The organism is Streptomyces orinoci (assembly GCF_003121295.1).
Taxonomy (GTDB): Bacteria; Actinomycetota; Actinomycetes; order Streptomycetales; family Streptomycetaceae; genus Streptomyces; species Streptomyces orinoci.
The window spans coordinates 438,184-455,479 of record NZ_PHNC01000031.1 but is presented as its reverse complement, the minus strand read 5'-3'; the positions used below and the strand labels follow the sequence as shown (position 1 = coordinate 455,479).

Below are 17,296 nucleotides of genomic sequence, written 5' to 3'. Positions count from 1 at the left end.
CCGTATCCCGTACCCATGCTGCCAACTACCGTTACTTCAACGGTCGCAGCCTCTTCTAACCGCCCGCGTACTCTGGCTGTAGACCTGCGTCGTCACGTCCCATAAGGGGTACCGGTGAACAGCTACGCGTACGACTTCACCACCGGGGACCGCATCAAGCTATACCGCCAGCGTAAGGGCCTGTCTCAGGCTGCCCTCGCTGGCCTGATCGGTCGCTCGGAAGACTGGGTAAGCAAGGTTGAACGGGGCGTCATCCCCGTTGACAAGCTCTCCGTCCTGCTCGATCTCGCCCGTGTTCTCGACATCCGGGAGCTGGCGGAGCTGACCGGACGAAACGTTACATTCGCCGCCAATGGCTCGGCGGAACACGAGTCGGTGCCCGCCATCCGCCATGCACTGACCTCGATCTCATCCCACCTCGGGGGCAGCCTGCCTGGAACGCCCCTGGCGCCTGACGAACTACGGCGGCGCATCGACGATGCATGGCACGCATACGAACACGAGGTCAATCGATACGCCCTCGTCGGGCCGCAGTTGCCACAACTGCTCGCAGAAGCCCAGCACACATGGCGCAATGTCGTCGGGCCTGACGAGGAAGTAGTCGCCCGCGCGGTGATCAGCCTCTATCACCTGTTGCAGGTCTACCTTCGTCGAGTGGGTGAGCGGACGCTGTCCCGCGTCGCAGCCGACCGCGCACTACAGCTCGCCGACCAGATCGGCGACCCCGTACTGCTCGGCGCCTCCGCATGGAACATGTGCAGCGTGCTCACCAGTAGCGGCGACGTCACAGAATCAGCCGACCTCGCGCGAGCTGCAATAGAGGCCACCACACCAGGGGACGACGCCACCCCGGAACTGCTCTCAGTTCATGGCGCGCTACATCTCGCCGCGGCCGTCGCCACCATGCGAGACAGCCGGGCCGCCGCTGCCTGGGATCTGCTCCACGAGGCAGACCACGTCGCGCGCCGCGCCGGCACCGACCGCAATGACTGGCGCACCTCGTTCGGCCCCACGAACGTTGCCATGCACGGGGTACACCTGGCCGGCGAGGAAGGCGACGCCACTGAGGCACTGCGCCTCGCCGACCACGTCGATGACGACAACCCGGTTCTACCCCTTGAAAGGCGCACCCGGTACCTGGTCGAAGTCATGAACGCCAACAGGCTCAAGCAAGACGACTATGCGACGCTGTACATGATCGGCCGCATCCGGAAGACCTCACCCGAAGAGGTCAAGTTCTTCCCTCTCGTGCGCGAGGCCGTACGTGATCTCCTCAAGCGGGAACGCCCCTCCTATCGCGCCGAGTTGCGTGATCACGCGGCACACGTGGGTGTGCTCGCTGGCTGACTCTCGCCCCCGGAAAAAAGGCACCCCGGAACTTCTTACGGGGTGCCTTTCCATGCCGGGCCTACGGTCTGACGCCTGGTGAACTCTCTTACAACAAAGGCCAGTCGAGGGGACCATGCCTGAAGACCGTTACAACAGGCTGCGCATCGAGCGTCTGTCCGACAAGCCGTTGGGCCGAACGAAGGCCGGCCGCTTTTTCATCCCGCTGCGCATCTTTGCGAACGACGACGAGCCCACGACCGGCCGCCTGGTCATGAGCGGGCCGGACATCGAGGAACTAGTGCGCGACCTCTCCCGCCTGCTAAACGGAGACGGGCCGTCCATCGATTCGATCGGGGGGACGCCGTGACTACGCCACAACACGCGCCCGCCCGCGGTCGGGAGAGCGTGAGGTGATCCGGATGATGCCCAGAGTCGAAGCTAGGAACCTCCCTCTGCGCCCGCGAGAGCAGCTCATTCTCGACGCCGTCGAGCCGTCCGCTCGGATCGCCCGCGACTTCGCGCGAGAAGTCCTCGCCAACCAGCATAACCGTGCGGGTCACATCGACGACGTCGTACTCGTCGTGTCAGAACTGGTGACCAATGCCGTTCGGTACGGATCTGAGCCCGGCGACTCCCTGCTCGTCGTACTCGCTGCCGACGACCGCCGAACGCGCATCGAGGTCCACGACCCCTCGCGACGGCTCCCCCGGATGAAGGCCGAGAGCCACGAGCGCGGCCGAGGCCGTGGCCTTCACATCGTCGATGCACTCGCCCGATGGGGCACCGGCTCAAGGCCCTTCGGCAAATACCTATGGGCAGAAGTGGAGAAGTCGTGAGCACCGTCAAGACCGCGCCGGGCCTCGCCTTCCTGGCAGAGATCACACACATGTACGGCATGTACTACGGCGATGCCGGCCCCGTGGCGCAACTCCTCATGACCCACACCCCGCCCCGACGCCTCGGCGAAACCTTCGAATGGATCGATGCCGGCATGCGGGCGCTCGCCTCATGCCTCGGCCTTGGGCCCATCCTCCAGGACCCGCCCTATGTCGGCTCGCGGCTGCTTCTTCATGCGGGAGTCGTCTCCCTGGACTACGGCGAGCGGTGGTGGCTCTGCATTCCCGAAACCCGCCAGGAGTGGCAGCGGCATATTGCCGAGGGCGGACCCGTCCGCCTGATCGTCTCGGCCGAGCCCGCCGCAGCCAGCAGCACCCAAGAGGAGATGGCCGAGCATCTCGCGGCAGGCGCCGCCGCGGGAACCGCCTGGTGGGGCACCACCAGCCTCCGCCGACGATCCAACCTGCACTAGCGAGCGGGCCGCCCCGGAGTCTGACATACCCCGGGCCGACCCGCTCACCTCGACCCTACGGGGCACAGCCCCCGCCCCGCCCGCCGATAGCAGGAAGGCATGGGCGGCTGGGGCGGGTTCCAGCCGCAACAGCCGGCGACCGCCGCCGGCTCACCGAGGGGGCCCTCATGAGCGCACCCACGTACCAAGTCATTGCCGCGCCGTTCCTCGGCGAGTTCCTTCTGCTCCACCCCGGCGACGCCCGCGGCGTGAAGATCAAAGCGCACCACTACCTCGAATTACACAGCGCCGCGACCACCGACGGTCCCCTGCCGGGCTGGCTCTGCAACATCGCCTACGCCCGATGGCGCCTCAACCTCACCGACGCGTGCGCCAGCGAGACCCTGCTCGTCCGCGACCCCTCGCCCTACGGCCACGGCCGCGCCTCCTACGAGGTGAACAACGGATGCAACTGGGGCTGCGACCACTGCGTCTACGGCCACAAGCGGCACGAGGGCCTCGCGTGGCCCACCCGCGAGAAGCTGCTGCACATCCTGCGCGACGCCGGGATTGTCTGGATCGAGCTAGGCGGCGGCGAGTGCACCATCGACCGCCATTTCCCCGAAACGTACGCCCTCGCCTACGACCTCGGCATGATGGTGGAGATCCTGACCAACGGCTCGACCCTCGCCCGGCCGCGCATGCTCGACCTGCTGACTACGCGCAGGCCCTACCGCATCACCATGAGCGTCTACGGAGCCACCGAAGCCACCTGGGACACCTTCACCAACCGCCGCGGCTCCTTCCGCGCCTTCATGCGCGGACTTCACGCCGCCCACGACGCCGGCCTGCCCCTGTCCCTCAGCGTCGTGATCACTGGCAAGAACCACCACGAGGCCGCCGGCATGCGCGCCCTCGCCGAGCGATACGCATCCCGCGTCCGCGAGTACACCCACATGTCGCCCACCTTCGCCGGCGAACATGAGCCCCTCGCCCAGCAGGCCCCGGAGTACCTGCACAGCCGCAGCCCCTTCACCGGATGCGACGCCGGACACACGTCCCTGAACGTCTCCCCGTTCGGCCTCGCGACCGTCTGCAAAGTCTCCCGCGACCACCCGATTCCGCTCCTCAAAGAAGGGGTCGCGGGGCTCGCCCGGTTGGGGAACGTCGCCGACCGCGCCCTACAGCGCCAAGACGGCTGCACCGGCTGTCTTCTCCAGGAGAAGTGCACCACGTGCATGCCGCTCGTGAAGCTGTATCGCAAGGCCAGCGCGCCCCTTGACCGGTACTGCCAGCACGCCTGAGAGGAGGTGAACACCCATGGCACCTAACGCCGTTGAGATCACCACGACACCGGCCGCCGTCGAGGACGACATCGAGTTCGTCGAGGACCTCGACAACCTCGCCGGCAACGAGGTCATGCGCGGTTGCGGCGACGACAACCCGTACTAGACCGACACCCCATCGAGGCCGCCCGCCCCCACGCGGGCGGCCTCACCGCCACACCCGCGCCCTACACTCCCGCCCGTGGTGACCATGAGACTCCAATGGGACGACCTACCCGCCAGCACCCGCGACGCCGTCGCCGCCCGCACCGGCCCGATCTACGCCGCGACGACCACCGACAAGGGACTCAACTCCGAGATCGCCGCCACCCTCGACACCCCCGCCGGCCGCGTCTTCGTCAAGGGCCTGCGCAACGATCACCCCCGCGCGTGGACACAACAGCGCGAGGCCGCCATCAACCCGCACGTTGCCGGCCTCGCCCCCCGCCTGCTGTGGACCGTCCGCGACGACGACTGGCACCTGCTCGGCTTCGAGCACCTCGACGGCCGGCCCGCCAACTACCGCCCCCACTCCGACGACCTACCGCTCGTCGCCGAGGCGATCATCACCCTGTCCGGCGTCCGCGCCCCCGGCGACCTCGACCTGAAACTGATCGAGCAACGCCTCGCCGACTACCTCGACCACCCCGACGACGCCGAACTGCTGCGCGGCGACACGCTGCTGCATACCGACTGGACACCCGACAACGTCCTGATCTCCGAGGGCGCAGCCCGCGTCGTGGACTGGGCATGGCCCACCCGCGGCGCAGCGTGGATCGACGCCGCGTGCTGGGTCGTCTGGCTCATCGCCGCCGGCCACACCCCCGCCGACGCCGAACTGTGGGCTGCCAAGACCCCCGCATGGGCCACCGCGCCGCCCCGCGCCCTCGACGTCTTCGCCACGGCACAGCAACGCCTCTGGCGCGGCATCGCCGACGACGCCCCCGACGTGCCATGGAAAACGGGCCTCGCCGAAGCCGCGGACCACTGGGCCACCTTCCGTCAATGACAAGGGGAACCCCATGGCCGACCCCCTCATCCACCCACACGAAACGCTCACCACCCCGGCCGGCGACGCAGTCGAGATAGACCTCGACATGGTCCCCGTCGTCCGCGAACTGTGGCGCCTCGGCATCAAGACGACCGCCTGCTGCCAAGACGTCGGCGAAGCAACCGCCGGCGTCCGCGAGCAGCGCGACACCCCCCTCGGGTACGGCGGCGACGGATTCATCGCCTACCACCGCGGATGGGCCCTACTGAAACTCCCCATCGCCGACGCCCTGCACCTCGTCGAACTGCTCGACGCCTCCCCGACCTTCGGCGACCGCATCCGCCACCCCTGGCGCCCCGGTTCCTGGCGCATGAATGTCCCCCTCGTCCGGGACGGCATCGCCCCCGACGCGCTGCTGCACCTCCCCCGCGAGCAGCTTTCCGACCTCGCCGAGGCACTATGCACCGTGGGGAACTAGGGTCTCCCGACGGGTCGTACGACCCGCCACAGTTGGCGCCTGGACGTCAGCCGGTCAGTTCTTCCCAGCCATCCCAAGGGAGAGCCCCCGGGCGGCGAGAGCGGCCTTGATCTCGTCCAGGCTTTTTCTGCCAAGGTTCGGGGAGCGGAGCAACTCATCCTCGGTGCGTGAGACCAGATCACCGATGGAAAAGATGTCCTCGGCTTTAAGGCAGTTGGCGCTGCGTACGGTGAGTTCCAGGTCCTCGATTGGCCGGAGGAGCATCGGATCGATATTCAGCATCCCCTCTTCGCCCCTGTCGGGGTCGGCCAGCTTGGTCTTGACCGCCTCAACGACTTCACGGAGGTCGTCCCGGGACATGCTGTGTACAGCCGCCAACAGGTCTTCCTTGGTTATAGACATGGCGTGATCATTTCAGACCAGGAAGTGCCAGCGGAACCTCTTCGGCCCAAGCCGATCCCGCACATGGAACGGCCCCGGTACTCCGCTGAGTACCGGGGCCGCGCCCTGCCTGGCCTGCGAGCCTCTGACCAGGGCGGTTGCCGTTGTGCCCCTTTAGACCCACTGACGTGGAACATCGGCACCACCGGCATACAGATCTCGCCCGGCTTCAGACCGAAGGACGTCCCGGAGTTGACCTCCATGGAGTGCAGATACACCGAACGGTGGCTGTAGACCACACCCTTGGGATCACCGGTGGTCCCCGAGGTGTAGCACATCGCCGCCGCACTGCGTTCGTCCAGCTCGGGCCAGTCGTACACCACCGGACGGCCCGCGATCAGCCGCTCGTAGTCATGCACGGTGGCGGCGGCACCATCGAGCACCGAGCGGTCACCGGGGCCGCTGACCACCACATGCCGCACGGTCGGCAAGTGCGGCATCAGTGCCGCGAGGAGCGGCAGCAGACTTCCGTCCACGATGATGACCGGGTCCGCGGCATGGTTGATGATCCACCCCAACTGCTCGGCGGGCAGCCGCAGATTGAGGGTGTGCAGCACCGCCCCCATGGACGGCACGGCCAGATACGCCTCAAGGTGTTCCGCGTTGTTCCACATCAGCGTGCCGACGACATCCGACTCCCGCACCCCGAGCTCATCCCGCAGCGCATGCGCCAACTGCGCCGCCCGCGCCCCGATTTCGGCATAGGTCCGGCGGGTCGCCGCTTCCCCGTTCCAGGTACGGACCTCGGCCCGCCCATGGACGGTCGTCCCATGGACCAGGATCCGTGAGACGAGCAGTGGTACGTCCTGCATGGTGCTCTGCATCGGGGGTGCCTCCCGGAGGGCCGTTACGGGCTGATTGCTCCGGGTGATTGTGCTGGGGTTTCCCCTGGTAAGTCACTACCTCGGGCGGGTCGGCCGGCGGAGCGCACGCGCGGCCGGTCGAACAGGGACGATGGCTAGGGCCTTCCCTGGCCACTCCGGCCCGGCCTGGCCATGACGATCATCTCCGTCCGGCAAGCCGGCGCCCCGCCGCCCCGGCGAGAAGATGTCGTTTGCAGTGTCATACGTTGAGACTCGGCTTGAGATCCGAAGGAGGCGCTCAACAGTGAAGTGTCCGCTTGACTGGATCGCCGATGACTACGACGTGTTCTGCCTGACGCTCGCCAAGGGGCTCAGCGGGCGCGAGCTCCTGCTACGGCTGTCCTGCGAGGAAGCCGACATGTTCATACCCGAAGACGAGGAATCGGCGCTCCAATTTGTCTGGGAGGGGATGGAGAACTACGACACTTGGGGCGCTGCGCGGGCGGGAGAGGTAGGCGAGTGGGCCTTTTCCCTGGAACTGGCAAGCACTTGGGGCAGCATCTCTGAGCGCCTTGAAGCCGCGTCAACCGGCACCGATGTGATCTCTTGCTCCGCGGCCGGACCGCTGTGCTACGTGGAGTACTGGCAGAACGGTACGTGTGTGATGCGGTGCGACATGTCCGCACCGGAAAGCCGGGCGGAGGAGGGCGGCATAGATCCCGACCGATTCGTCGGCGAGATGCAGCGTGTCGGGTTTTTCGCCGAACATGCCTGTTCCCACCGGCGTTTGGGTTTGTCCCTGCTCCACGAGATCACAGGTGTCTCCCTCGGCGAAGCGCAGACCATGCTGGGGCTCACAGCCAGAATTCCTGCCATCCATCACGGCCCCGAAGGACTCCCCAGGGGAACCTTTGGCCCGGTGCCTGAAGGTGCCGTCACCGTCAGCCAAGTGGGAGCTCGCCGAGGGCCGCGAAAGTTGAACATCAGGCCAGATACACACGCTGCCATTCGATCGACGACATCCCCTGTGCCGCATCCGCAAGCGCGATCGCGGACGGCGTCTTGAGCTTGGCCCGCGTACTGTCAACCCACTCCTGGGCGTTGGCGTATCCCTGCTCCAGGTACTCAAGGCCCTGAATCATGCATTCAAGCTTGTCGGCGTCATGGGCGATCACGACCTCGGGAGAGTCGCCGTTCTCGTACTCTTCGACGATGGCCTGAATGCCGGCGGCGACCGCCGGATGCGCTTCCGCCAGCTGATCTGCCGTAACCTGCTCGTTTTTGGCGGGCTTGAGGTAACGGCGGCCAATCCAGGGGATGTCACCGACGCGCGTCTCCTGGGTGTCATGAAAGGTGCACAGAAGCGCGACCTTTGCCGGATCCACCCCTTCCATCATGGCCAGCACAGATCCAATGACGGCGGTGCGAAAGCTGTGTTCGGCGATCGTCTCGGGGTCCTTCACACCCGCGATCCACCAACCCGAGCGCTTGGCCCGTTTCAGCGCACCCATCTCCATCAGGTAGCTCACAGAACCCTTGGCGTGCTGATCGTTCGTCATGCGGCGCGTCCCTCCGATGGATCAGTAGGTACTCAGCTTCAGACCGTAGTGCACCTGGTCAAGCTCACGACGCGCTTGTCGCGAGACCGAACCGCTGTCGAGCAGCCGCGCGACTCGGTGGCGGAGATCTCCCGCGAGAGCCGGATAACTCGTCGGCAGTCCCGGCTTGTTGGCCAGCAACGACCAGACCGAGTGGATATTGAGGTCAATGCACCCCAGCTCAGGGTCAAGCCTGTCCGCCAGGCTTCGCAGCAGGACGCCGGCGTCCCACCGCTGCGCCGACGAGTCGGCCATGAACGAGTCGTCCGACCGAGGCAGAGCGTCGTGCCCGAGCCAATAAGCCCAGTAGTTCAGGTTCGCCAGTTCCCCTGAGTCGTCACTCAGGCCGTGCTCGATAAAGCCATGCAGTTGGTCGAGATCGCCGTACCTGGTCAGCGATGTTGCCAGTGACCGCGCATCGGCCCACCGCGGCGACCAGGCCGAGGAGTTGAACCGTAGGGGCCTGCGGCCCTGTATGTCGGCAAGCCATTCCCGAGTGTCGGGTGCCGTGTCGTAACTGCACAGATAGACGGCCTGGCGCCGCAGAAGGGCCCCGGCGTCACCGATGCGCTCAGCGATCTCGGCCGACCGCCGCATATGAGAGAAGAACTGCCGACGCTGCGGAGCAGCGAGAACAGGAGAGTGGGGAGACGGGCCGCGACGACGCGGTGTGACGGCGGGGGCCGGCGGCAATGCCGCCGGGGGCGTACCTGTGAGAGCCCAAGCGATCACGTGGGTCGAGGCGCGGTTGAAGACCCAACCCGCCAAGGGGTGATCCCGGACCTCTCCGGCCGACCGCCCTTCGTCAAGGGCGTAGCCGATGACGGAGTCGGCATCCATGGCCACATCAAGCAGGACGAGGGAAGCGGGATCCGCCCCTTCGGCCAGCAACCGACGCCGAAGCGTCAGCAGATGCGCGGCCGACACGGCGGCGAGAGGGCGCCGCCCCGATTCCCACGCCTGCACTGTCGTCGGATCGACGCGCAGTCGTTCGGCGAGCTGTGTCTGCGTAAGCGGAATGCGCTCGCGGATAACCTTCAGCAGATGCCCGGTAACGGCCCCTTGACCGCCCTGAGTTGGCCGGTCATGACCGGCAGCCAGTGTTCCGCGCCGTGCTGGTGACCGCGTTGGAGTCATGACCTGCTCCCGGACTGGGTGGCCTCTGACAACTCGTACCGTGCGTCAGTTTTTTCACCGGCCCGGCCCCCGTAGTTTCAAGACTCCGACGAGGGCCTCCGCTGGCGCGTTGAGCATAGTCGCGGACAGCGACCGCATACACACGCCGGCGCCGAGGCTCTCCATCGGCTCGCCCTCTTCTTGAAGGAAGGGCTGACCGGAGCGGTCCCGGACTACTGGAGGTCCCCTTGTGAAACCACAACGCCTGGGAGTGATCAGGCACCCGCGCCGACAGCTCGTCCTTGACGCCATGGCGCCGTCCGCTCGTCTTGCCCGCGAATTCGTGCGCGAGATCCTCACCGAGGGGCACAACCCAGTTGAGCACGTCGAGGACTTCGTACTCGTGGTATCGGAACTGGTGACCAACGCTGTCCGGTATGGCACCGAGCCCGGCGACTCCCTGCTTGTCGTCCTGGACACCGACGACGACCGGACACGCGTGGAGGTCCACGACACCGCCCGCCGGCTTCCCCAACCGAAGCCGCACAGCGACGAACGCGGCCGGGGCCGCGGCCTCCATATCGTTGACGCCCTCGCCAACTGGGGCACCGGCACCAGGCCCTTGGGAAAGTACGTGTGGGCCGAAGTGGAGAAACTATGACCACCATCGAGACCACGCCGGGCCTCGCCTTCCTGGCAGAGATCACGCACTCATACGGCATGTACTACGGCGACGACGGGCCCATTGGCCAACTCCTGATGACCCACACCCCGCCGCGCCGACCCGGCGATACGCTCGACTGGATCGACGCCGGTATGCGCGCCCTGGCCTCTTGTCTCGGCCTCGCGCCCGCCTACGTGGAACCGCCCTACGTCGGGCCAGGGCTGCACCTGCATCAAGGTGTCGTCTCCCTCGACTATGGCGAGCGTTGGTGGCTGTGCATTCCCGGCACCCGCCAGGAGTGACAACGGCACATCGCCGAGGGCGGCCCCGTCCGCCTGATCGTCTCCGCCGAACCCACCACCGCCGGAAACACCCACGACGAGATGGCCGAACACCTCGCGGCCGGCACCCAAGCCGGGACCGTCTGGTGGGGCACCACCAGCATCCGCCGAAGGACCCACCTGAACCATCGAACGAGCCGCCCCGGAGTCTGAGACACCCCGGGCCGACCCGCTCACCTCGACCCTACGGGGCACAGTCTCCGCCCCGCCCGCCGATAGCAGAAACGCATGGGCGGCTGGGGCGGGTTCCAGACACAACAGCCGGCGACCGTCGCCGGCTCACCAAAGGGGGCCCTCATGAGCGCACCCACGTACCAAGTCATTGCCGCGCCGTTCCTCGGCGAGTTCCTTCTGCTCCACCCCGACGACGCCGCCCTGCTCCGCGGCGACACCCTGCTGCATACCGACTGGACACCTGACAACGTCCTCATCGCCGGAGGCACCGCACGCGTCGTGGACTGGGCATGGCCCACCCGCGGCGCCGCGTGGATCGACGCCGCCTGCTGGGTCGTCTGGCTCATCGCCGCCGGCCACACCCCCGCCGACGCCGAACTCTGGACGGCCAAGACTCCCGCATGGGCCACCGCAGCACCCCACGCCCTCGACGTCTTCGCCACGGCACAGCGACGCCTCTGGCACGACATCGCCGACGACGCCCCCGACGTGCCATGGAAAACCGGCCTCGCCGAAGCCGCGCACCGATGGGCCACCTACCGCCGATGACAAGGGGAACCTCATGGCCGACCCCGTCATTCACCCGCACGAGACCCTCACGACCCCGGCCGGCGAGGACGTCGAGATAGACCTCGACATGGTCCCCGTCGTCCGAGAGCTATGGCGACTGCGCATCAAGACGACCGCCTGCTGCCAAGACGTCGGCGAAGCAACCGCCGGCGTCCGCGAGCAGCGCGCCGTCCCCCTCGGGTACGGCGGTGACGCGTTCATCGCCTACCACCGAGGGTGGGCCCTGCTGAAACTCCCCGTCTTCGACGCCCTGCGCCTGGTCGAGCTGCTCGACGCCTCCCCGACCTTCGGCGACCGCATCCGCCACCCCTGGCGCCCGGGTTCCTGGCGCATGAACGTGCCTCTCGTTCAGGACGGCATCGCTCCCGAGGCGCTGCTGCACTTCCCCCGCGAGCAGCTTCCCGACCTCGTCACGACCCTGCGCTCGGTGGGCACGTAACGGCCAATCAGCTCACACCAACGGAGCGACCCCGGTACTCCGAGGAGTACCGGGGCCGCGTTGTGCCTGGTCAGAGGTCGTTTTCTGGCCCTGCACCGTTGTGCCCCTTCACAACCACTGTCGTGGAACATCGGCACCACCGGCATACAGATCTCGCCCGGCTTCAGACCGAAGGACGTCCCGGAGTTGACCTCCATGGAGTGCAGCTACACCGAACGGTCGCTGTAGACCACGCCCTTGGGATCACCGGTGGTCCCCGAGGTGTAGCACATCGCCGCCGCACTGCGTTCGTCCAGCCCGGGCCAGTCGTACACCACCGGACGGCCCGCGATCAGCCGCTCGTAGTCATGCACCGTTTGGGCTGCCGTATCCGTACCCGGATCAGGCGTGGGGCGTTGCCCCTGCATGAACCGGATTCTCACCGCAGGCGCGCTTGCCCTGCTCACCGCTTGTTTCACGGCGGTCGCCGCCGTGCCCGCCCAGGCCACAAGCGTCATCGGCTTCGGCAATGACGTGATCGACAACTTCTGCGGCAACCACAGCAGCCACCCCCATGCCCGGGCCGCCTCCGCCCGCTCCGCGGGAGGGCTGAACGGCGATGTGGTGACCCTCGGCGGCAGCAGCCCGGTCAACCAGTGCGCCGACCTCGGCGTCCCCCTGATGGAGATGCTGCGCAATGATCAGGCGCCGCTGACGCTGGCCTTGCCGGAGGGCTCGTCCCTGGCGAGCTTGCTGCAAGGCGCGAGCTGACGGCCCGGCCCGGGCGGCCTCACGCCGCCCCCGCCAGTTCCGGGTCCTCGCGGAGCTTGCCCAGGGCGCGGGAGACGGCGCTCTTGACGGTGCCGATGGAGACGCCCATCAGCTCCGCGGTCTGGGCCTCGCTGAGGTCCTCGTAATACCTGAGGACGACCATCGCCCGCTGCCGGTCCGGCAGCCGGTGGACCGCGCGCCACATGGCGTCGCGGAGCGCCTGGGACTCCGCGGGGTCCGCCAGGGGGCTGTCCTCGCGCTCCGGGAGCTCCTCGTAGGGGTACTCCTCGACCCGGCGCTTGCGCCACTGGGAGGTACGGGTGTTGACCAGTGCCCGGCGGACATAGCCGTCCAGCGCCCGGTGGTCCTCGATCCGCTCCCAGGCCAGATAGGTCTTGGTGAGCGCGGTCTGCAGCAGGTCCTCGGCGTCACAGGGGTTGGCGGTCAGTGAGCGGGCGGTGCGCTGCAGCACCGGGCCCCGTGCCCGTACATAGCTGGTGAATGACGGGTACACGGCGGTGGACGCGCTGGGGCACACGGTCGTGGTCATGCCTTCAACGCTAGGAGCGGCCCGGTGCCCCGCGTATCGGCCGGAGGTGCCGAAGGGCGATCCCCCTCAGGTCGTAGTGGTCGGGTCGTCCCCACCTCCTGGAGGGGTAGCCGCCCTCATCCGCCGGGCGCGGCTCGCGCGATCACGTCACTCGATCACGGCGACCGGGGCGTCGATCAGATTGCGGTCGATGGTCAGCTTGCGGCCGCCATGGGTCTCGCTGACGTCCCCCGCGTACTGGTGGATCCGGCGGTGCGGCTGCCAGGCGCCGGCGGACAGGCTGCGCTCCTTGTCGGTGGAGGGGGTCACCTTCCAGCGGGCGAACCACATGATCTCGGGCAGTGAGTCCGCCCCGGCCCGGCGGGCGAGCTCCATATGCCGTACGCCGGACTCGGCGCTGCTGTAGAAGCCGGGCACATAGCCGCGCCGGTAGACGGTGTCGGTCCAGGACTGGACGAAGGCCAGGGTGGTGCCGGCGCAGTTCTCGTCCTTGATGTCATACGCCTCCATGTCCAGGTAGAGGGCGCTGCCCTGGGCGATGCCCAGCGCACTGGCCTTGCGCACCGCTTCGTCGCCCTCGTCCTCCCCCTGGTCCTCGGGGAAGGAGCCAATGGTGAAGCCGCGCTTGTTGGACGCCTTCACACAGGGTGACTGGGAGCCGACGAACAGCGGCAGCACCTTCCAGCCCAGATCACGGGCGCCGGTGAGCCAGTCGTAGCTGAGATAGCGCTGGCGGGGACAGGCGCGGGCGCGGCCGGCGAAGTAGACACCGACGGCCCGGTACTGCGAGGTGCCCCAGGCGCGCAGCGTGGTCAGCGGCGGGGCCTCGCAGGTGTCGAATCCCCGGCCCTTGAAGACGGTGGCCCGTACCGCCCGCGGCTTGGGCGCGGCCGCCGTGGCCGGGGTGTATGCCGCGGGGAGCTGGGCCAGGGCCGCCAATAGGGCGACGAGATATCCGATGATCTTTCTCCGTCGGTCCATACCGCGCAGTCAAGGGGGCCCGGCGCGGTTTCCGGTCGGTGACACGCCCTCGGTTCATCCGTCTGCGCCGAGAAGCAGCCCGGACGTGGGAACTCCGGTCCCTGCGGTGACCAGCACATTCGCCGCTCCCGCAACTTGATTCACGGCGGTACCACGCAACTGCCGTACGGCTTCGGCGATCCCGTTCATCCCATGCAGATATGCCTCGCCCAGCTGGCCGCCATGGGTATTGAGCGGCAGGACGTCCTCGGCCACGAACTCGGCACCCTCGCCCGGTCCGCAGAAGCCCAGCTCCTCCAACTGCATCAGGACAAAAGGGGTGAAGTGGTCATAGAGGATGGCGACCTGGACATCGGACGGGCCCAGTCCGGTGCTGCGCCACAACTGGCGGCCCACCACGCCCAGTTCGGGGAGGGAGGCGATGTCCGCACGGTAGAAGCCGGTCATCATCTCCTGGGCGTGTCCGGCCCCTTGGGCCGCCGCCCGGATCACCGCCGGGGAATGCCGCAGGTCACGGGCGCGCTCCAGGGAGGTGACCACCAACGCCAGCCCGCCATCGGTCTCCTGGCAGCAGTCCAGCAGCCGCAGCGGCTCGGCGATCCAGCGGGAGGCGGCATGCTCGGCCAGGGTGAGCGGCCGCCCGTAGAAGTACGCGGCCGGGTTGGTGGCCGCGTACCGCCGGCAGCTGACCGCGACCCGGCCGAACACCTCCGGCCGCAGGCCGTGGACATGCAGATAGCGCCGGGCGGTCATGGCCACCCAGGAGGCGGGGGTGAGCAGCCCGAAGGGCAGCACCCAGCCCAGCGCCACCCCCTCGGCGGAGGGCTGGTGGCGCTGGGCGCCCGCGCCGAAGCGGCGGCCGGAGCGCTCATTGAAGGCCCGGTAGCAGACCACCACCTCGGCCGTGCCGGTGGCAACGGCCAGCGCCGCCTGCTGGACCACCGCGCAGGCGGCCCCGCCGCCGTAGTGCACCCGGGAGAAGAAGGACAGTTCGCCGATGCCCACGGCCTGGGCCAGGGTGATCTCCGGGCTGGTGTCCATGGTGAAGGTGACCAGGCCGTCCACCTCCCCGGGTCGCAGCCCGGCATCGGCCAGCGCGGCCCGTACCGCCTCGGCGGCCAGGGCGAGTTCACTGCGGCCGGAGTCCTTGGAGAACTCGGTGGCGCCGATGCCGGCGATGGCCGCCCGTCCGCCCAGCCGGTCGGGGATCCGCAGGCTCATCGGCCGGCCTCCCGCAGCACCACCGCCGCGCTCACATGACGGCCCAGCGCATTGACGCCGGTGACGGTCACCTCGCGCGGATCGCCGTCCTCCGCGACCGTCCCGGTCAAGGTCAGTGTGTCACCGGGGTAGTTGGGCACGCCCAGCCGGATCGCCATCTTCTCGATGACCGCCCGGGGCCCGAAATTCTCGCCGATATACCGGCCCACCAGACCATTGGTGGTCAGGATGTTCATAAAGATGTCGGGTGCCCCCTTGGCCCGGGCGGCCTCCGGATCGTGATGGACGTCCTGGAAATCCCGGGAGGCCAGCGCACCCGCCACGATCAGGGTGCGGGTTATCGGGACGGTCATCGGCGGCAGCATCCGGCGGCCCGGTTCCACCGCCCGGAAAACGGGCAGCAGTTGGCCCTCCCCGGCACTCAGGAATTCCAGCCGCACCGGCATGCCCACGGTGATCCGGCCGGGTTCCACCCCCACCACATTGCTGATCATCCTTACCCCTTCGGCGAGTTCGATCAGTCCCACCGCATAGGGCGGATCAAAGGCCGGAAAGGGCGGATGGTGCATCACCACATAGGAATGGACGGTGCCGGTGCCGGCCGACTCCACCGTCGTCCAGTGCGGCGAGCCACAGGCGGCGCACCCGGGCAGCCAGGGAAAGCGCAGCCGTCCGCAGGCCGTGCAGCGCTGGATCAGCAGCCGCCGCTCGGCCACCCCGTCCCAGAAGCCGGCGTTGTCCCGGTTGACCACCGGACGCGGCCGCTCCGGACGGGGCCCGGCCGGCTTCTCCGGCGGGGCGCCGGGTGCGTAGCGCAGCACCCGGAAGCGGTGCCGGCCGGCCGGTATGCCGTCCGCCCGGATCTCCATGACGGTGGTGATGAAGTGGCCGTGGCCCAGCCTGGTCTTCTTGCGCGGCGAGACCGACTCGATCACCGACTCAAAGGTGATCACCTCACCGGGGCGCAGCGGCCGCAGATACTCCTGCTCGCAGTCGGTGGCGACCACGGCCGTACAGCCCGACTCGGCGAGCAGGGCGGTGAGTTCGGGGAGGGCGGAGGGCGGGGGTGAGCCGGAGGGGCCTCCGGGCGGATCAACCGGCGGACCCCCGGACAGCCCCGCCATGGTCCATACCTGAAGCATGGCCGGCGGGGCGAGCGGCTCCTTGCCCGCCCAGGCCGGGTTGCGGTCGCCGATGGCCTCGCACCAGTGCCTGATCATGGGGGCGTTGACCGGGTCCTTGCCGGTGCCACAGGCGGCGGGCCTGCCCTGGTACGCCCTGAGCCGCCGGTCCAGGTCGCTGCTCACGGTTTCTGACTGTGCGTCAGCTCGACTGGTCCGTCAAGGGAAACGACCGCGCGGCGGCACCGGGGTGCCGCCGCGCGGTCGCTCTTCAGACCCTGTCCCTCACCGAATCGGTGTCACCGTCCCCCCGGCCGCCCGGACCCCCCGGCGGCCGCCGCGCTCAGCGGAACTCGTGCATGTTGTAGAAGCGGTTGTCGTGCTCGTCGTGGATGCTGGTGAAGACGATCTTCACATTCTCCTGGTAGATCGCGGTGTGGCCATAGCCCAGGGGGTTGTTGACGCTGGCGGTGTTGGCCTGGTTGGTGGCGCTGCTTCCGGTGGCCACCTGCTCGGTGGTGCTGGCGTTGCCGTGGTTGCTGCCTCCGACGCCGCTCCCCACGACCTCCGCTACGGCCGCGTTGGCGCCGTGGGTCGCCCGCTGGCCGTGGTGGCCGTCATCGGCCTGGGCCACGCCCGTGAAGAGCACGGCCGCCATGGGGACGGCGGCCGCGGCGGCGAATACACGGGCGGCAGTGCGGGTGCTTGCCATGTCTTCCTCCAGGAACGAACTACTCGTCTGTGCCGGATGGTTGGCCGACCGACCGGCGTTTGATCGACGTCGCGACTCCAGATTGCCCACCGAATCTCCACCGAACCCCCGGCTGCTCCCCATTCCCTCGCAAGCATGACCGCCCCGGGATAAACCTCCATCACTCACCGAGCACTGTCATCGGACTCCCCATATCGCCCCCGAATCCCATAGGCCCCGCCTCATGAATCGTTTCAGCATGAACTCCGGCCGGGGCCCGCCTCATTGGGCACGCCCGGCTGCCGTCCACCGCGCGCCACGGGGTAATTCGCCGCGATTTCCCATGTGCCGGCGCCGCTGCGGTGGCGGTGATTCGGGGGACGTCCAGCATTAACCGCCCGCATTCCGGGCCCGGTTGCGCGACC

Annotated in this window: 22 protein-coding genes and 2 pseudogenes; 14 read left to right on the top strand and 10 right to left on the bottom strand. The window is 68.1% G+C overall.

Annotated elements, in window-relative coordinates; all coding sequences use genetic code 11:
• Positions 1–114: 114 nt before the first annotated feature.
• The 8 genes from CV755_RS24230 to CV755_RS24200 all read left to right on the top strand — a co-directional run bounded on the left by CV755_RS24230 (position 115) and on the right by CV755_RS24200 (position 5,411).
• A complete protein-coding gene (locus CV755_RS24230) occupies positions 115–1,347 on the top strand; it encodes a helix-turn-helix domain-containing protein (protein WP_109282396.1) in 1,233 nt (410 codons plus the stop codon).
• 115 nt (positions 1,348–1,462) lie between these two features.
• Positions 1,463–1,696: a hypothetical protein gene (locus CV755_RS24225; protein WP_109282395.1), complete on the top strand. Its 234-nt coding sequence runs from the start codon at positions 1,463–1,465 to the stop codon at positions 1,694–1,696.
• 52 nt (positions 1,697–1,748) lie between these two features.
• Positions 1,749–2,165, top strand: coding sequence for an ATP-binding protein (locus tag CV755_RS24220; protein ID WP_109283487.1), 417 nt, complete (start codon positions 1,749–1,751; stop codon positions 2,163–2,165).
• On the top strand, positions 2,162–2,638 hold the full coding sequence (locus CV755_RS24215) for a pseudouridine synthase family protein (RefSeq protein WP_109282394.1): 477 nt from the start codon (positions 2,162–2,164) through the stop codon (positions 2,636–2,638). Before CV755_RS24220 ends, CV755_RS24215 begins: the two co-directional genes overlap by 4 nt.
• 167 nt (positions 2,639–2,805) lie before the next feature.
• Positions 2,806–3,921, top strand: a complete 1,116-nt coding sequence (locus CV755_RS24210; RefSeq protein ID WP_109282393.1) for a radical SAM protein — start codon at positions 2,806–2,808, stop codon at positions 3,919–3,921.
• A gap of 16 nt (positions 3,922–3,937) precedes the next feature.
• Positions 3,938–4,069, top strand: a complete 132-nt coding sequence (locus CV755_RS36800; RefSeq protein ID WP_277751856.1) for a hypothetical protein — start codon at positions 3,938–3,940, stop codon at positions 4,067–4,069.
• A gap of 84 nt (positions 4,070–4,153) precedes the next feature.
• Positions 4,154–4,951, top strand: a complete 798-nt coding sequence (locus CV755_RS24205; RefSeq protein ID WP_241561468.1) for a protein kinase family protein — start codon at positions 4,154–4,156, stop codon at positions 4,949–4,951.
• Positions 4,952–4,964: 13 nt separating this feature from the next.
• Positions 4,965–5,411, top strand: a complete 447-nt coding sequence (locus CV755_RS24200) for a hypothetical protein (RefSeq protein WP_109282391.1) — start codon at positions 4,965–4,967, stop codon at positions 5,409–5,411.
• 54 nt (positions 5,412–5,465) lie between these two features.
• On the opposite strand, the gene CV755_RS37375 is transcribed toward CV755_RS24200, so the two are convergent.
• Both CV755_RS37375 and CV755_RS24190 read right to left on the bottom strand, forming a co-directional pair.
• A complete protein-coding gene (locus CV755_RS37375; protein ID WP_109282390.1) occupies positions 5,466–5,813 on the bottom strand; it encodes a DNA-directed RNA polymerase subunit alpha C-terminal domain-containing protein in 348 nt (115 codons plus the stop codon).
• Between the two features lie 161 nt (positions 5,814–5,974).
• Positions 5,975–6,676: pseudogene (locus CV755_RS24190) on the bottom strand (AMP-binding protein); the annotation flags it as partial.
• Positions 6,677–6,959: 283 nt separating this feature from the next.
• On the opposite strand from CV755_RS24190, the gene CV755_RS34330 reads away from it, so the two are divergent.
• Positions 6,960–7,721, top strand: coding sequence for a DUF6461 domain-containing protein (locus CV755_RS34330; RefSeq protein WP_153068744.1), 762 nt, complete (start codon positions 6,960–6,962; stop codon positions 7,719–7,721).
• Here the strand turns inward: CV755_RS34330 and CV755_RS24185 are convergent.
• Positions 7,639–8,214 carry an HD domain-containing protein gene (locus tag CV755_RS24185; RefSeq protein WP_109282388.1) on the bottom strand — a complete coding sequence of 192 codons (576 nt, stop codon included), beginning with the start codon at positions 8,212–8,214 and terminating at the stop codon, positions 7,639–7,641. The two genes, CV755_RS34330 and CV755_RS24185, sit on opposite strands and share 83 nt — an antisense overlap.
• Positions 8,215–8,235: 21 nt before the next feature.
• Entirely contained in the window at positions 8,236–9,390 is a 1,155-nt protein-coding gene (locus CV755_RS24180; protein WP_109282387.1) for a helix-turn-helix domain-containing protein, read from the bottom strand.
• A 250-nt stretch (positions 9,391–9,640) separates the two neighbouring features.
• Between CV755_RS24180 and CV755_RS24175 the strand changes: the two genes are divergently transcribed.
• The 4 genes from CV755_RS24175 (at position 9,641) to CV755_RS24160 (ending at position 11,557) form a co-directional block, all read left to right on the top strand.
• Positions 9,641–10,030: an ATP-binding protein gene (locus CV755_RS24175; RefSeq protein WP_241561378.1), complete on the top strand. Its 390-nt coding sequence runs from the start codon at positions 9,641–9,643 to the stop codon at positions 10,028–10,030.
• On the top strand, positions 10,027–10,335 hold the full coding sequence (locus tag CV755_RS24170) for a hypothetical protein (RefSeq protein ID WP_109282385.1): 309 nt from the start codon (positions 10,027–10,029) through the stop codon (positions 10,333–10,335). The genes CV755_RS24175 and CV755_RS24170 overlap by 4 nt, the downstream gene beginning before the upstream one ends.
• A gap of 336 nt (positions 10,336–10,671) precedes the next feature.
• The gene (locus CV755_RS36325; RefSeq protein WP_109282384.1) at positions 10,672–11,097 is read left to right on the top strand and encodes a hypothetical protein; all 426 of its coding nucleotides are present in this window, start codon (positions 10,672–10,674) and stop codon (positions 11,095–11,097) included.
• Between the two features lie 13 nt (positions 11,098–11,110).
• Complete coding sequence (locus CV755_RS24160; protein WP_109282383.1) at positions 11,111–11,557, top strand: hypothetical protein; 447 nt, start codon at positions 11,111–11,113, stop codon at positions 11,555–11,557.
• A gap of 122 nt (positions 11,558–11,679) precedes the next feature.
• On the opposite strand, the pseudogene CV755_RS24155 reads toward CV755_RS24160, so the two are convergent.
• Positions 11,680–11,928 (bottom strand): annotated as a pseudogene (locus CV755_RS24155) (AMP-binding protein); the annotation flags it as partial.
• 34 nt (positions 11,929–11,962) lie between these two features.
• Here CV755_RS24155 and CV755_RS24150 point away from each other — a divergent pair.
• Positions 11,963–12,307 carry a hypothetical protein gene (locus CV755_RS24150; protein ID WP_109282382.1) on the top strand — a complete coding sequence of 115 codons (345 nt, stop codon included), beginning with the start codon at positions 11,963–11,965 and terminating at the stop codon, positions 12,305–12,307.
• A gap of 19 nt (positions 12,308–12,326) precedes the next feature.
• Here the strand turns inward: CV755_RS24150 and CV755_RS24145 are convergent, their stop codons facing one another.
• The 5 genes from CV755_RS24145 to CV755_RS24125 form a co-directional block, all read right to left on the bottom strand.
• Positions 12,327–12,857, bottom strand: a complete 531-nt coding sequence (locus CV755_RS24145) for a SigE family RNA polymerase sigma factor (protein ID WP_109282381.1) — start codon at positions 12,855–12,857, stop codon at positions 12,327–12,329.
• A gap of 147 nt (positions 12,858–13,004) precedes the next feature.
• A complete protein-coding gene (locus CV755_RS24140) occupies positions 13,005–13,838 on the bottom strand; it encodes a glycoside hydrolase domain-containing protein (RefSeq protein ID WP_164503316.1) in 834 nt (277 codons plus the stop codon).
• A gap of 54 nt (positions 13,839–13,892) precedes the next feature.
• On the bottom strand, positions 13,893–15,059 hold the full coding sequence (locus CV755_RS24135) for a lipid-transfer protein (RefSeq protein WP_109282379.1): 1,167 nt from the start codon (positions 15,057–15,059) through the stop codon (positions 13,893–13,895).
• Positions 15,056–16,366: an OB-fold domain-containing protein gene (locus CV755_RS24130; protein WP_109282378.1), complete on the bottom strand. Its 1,311-nt coding sequence runs from the start codon at positions 16,364–16,366 to the stop codon at positions 15,056–15,058. Before CV755_RS24130 ends, CV755_RS24135 begins: the two co-directional genes overlap by 4 nt.
• Positions 16,367–16,523: 157 nt before the next feature.
• Entirely contained in the window at positions 16,524–16,892 is a 369-nt protein-coding gene (locus CV755_RS24125; RefSeq protein WP_109282377.1) for a hypothetical protein, read from the bottom strand.
• Positions 16,893–17,296 lie beyond the last annotated feature (404 nt).

What these genes read in the sequence shown, in the direction of transcription:
- CV755_RS24125 (WP_109282377.1), bottom strand. Translation starts at nt 16,892, where the DNA reads ATGGCAAGCACCCGCACTGCCGCCCGTGTATTCGCCGCCGCGGCCGCC.
- CV755_RS24205 (WP_241561468.1), top strand. Translation starts at nt 4,154, where the DNA reads ATGAGACTCCAATGGGACGACCTACCCGCCAGCACCCGCGACGCCGTC.
- CV755_RS24180 (WP_109282387.1), bottom strand. Translation starts at nt 9,390, where the DNA reads ATGACTCCAACGCGGTCACCAGCACGGCGCGGAACACTGGCTGCCGGT.
- CV755_RS37375 (WP_109282390.1), bottom strand. Translation starts at nt 5,813, where the DNA reads ATGTCTATAACCAAGGAAGACCTGTTGGCGGCTGTACACAGCATGTCC.
- CV755_RS36325 (WP_109282384.1), top strand. Translation starts at nt 10,672, where the DNA reads ATGAGCGCACCCACGTACCAAGTCATTGCCGCGCCGTTCCTCGGCGAG.
- CV755_RS24185 (WP_109282388.1), bottom strand. Translation starts at nt 8,214, where the DNA reads ATGACGAACGATCAGCACGCCAAGGGTTCTGTGAGCTACCTGATGGAG.
- CV755_RS24200 (WP_109282391.1), top strand. Translation starts at nt 4,965, where the DNA reads ATGGCCGACCCCCTCATCCACCCACACGAAACGCTCACCACCCCGGCC.
- CV755_RS24225 (WP_109282395.1), top strand. Translation starts at nt 1,463, where the DNA reads ATGCCTGAAGACCGTTACAACAGGCTGCGCATCGAGCGTCTGTCCGAC.
- CV755_RS36800 (WP_277751856.1), top strand. Translation starts at nt 3,938, where the DNA reads ATGGCACCTAACGCCGTTGAGATCACCACGACACCGGCCGCCGTCGAG.
- CV755_RS24220 (WP_109283487.1), top strand. Translation starts at nt 1,749, where the DNA reads ATGATGCCCAGAGTCGAAGCTAGGAACCTCCCTCTGCGCCCGCGAGAG.
- CV755_RS24210 (WP_109282393.1), top strand. Translation starts at nt 2,806, where the DNA reads ATGAGCGCACCCACGTACCAAGTCATTGCCGCGCCGTTCCTCGGCGAG.
- CV755_RS24150 (WP_109282382.1), top strand. Translation starts at nt 11,963, where the DNA reads ATGAACCGGATTCTCACCGCAGGCGCGCTTGCCCTGCTCACCGCTTGT.
- CV755_RS24160 (WP_109282383.1), top strand. Translation starts at nt 11,111, where the DNA reads ATGGCCGACCCCGTCATTCACCCGCACGAGACCCTCACGACCCCGGCC.
- CV755_RS24170 (WP_109282385.1), top strand. Translation starts at nt 10,027, where the DNA reads ATGACCACCATCGAGACCACGCCGGGCCTCGCCTTCCTGGCAGAGATC.
- CV755_RS24140 (WP_164503316.1), bottom strand. Translation starts at nt 13,838, where the DNA reads ATGGACCGACGGAGAAAGATCATCGGATATCTCGTCGCCCTATTGGCG.
- CV755_RS24135 (WP_109282379.1), bottom strand. Translation starts at nt 15,059, where the DNA reads ATGAGCCTGCGGATCCCCGACCGGCTGGGCGGACGGGCGGCCATCGCC.
- CV755_RS24145 (WP_109282381.1), bottom strand. Translation starts at nt 12,857, where the DNA reads ATGACCACGACCGTGTGCCCCAGCGCGTCCACCGCCGTGTACCCGTCA.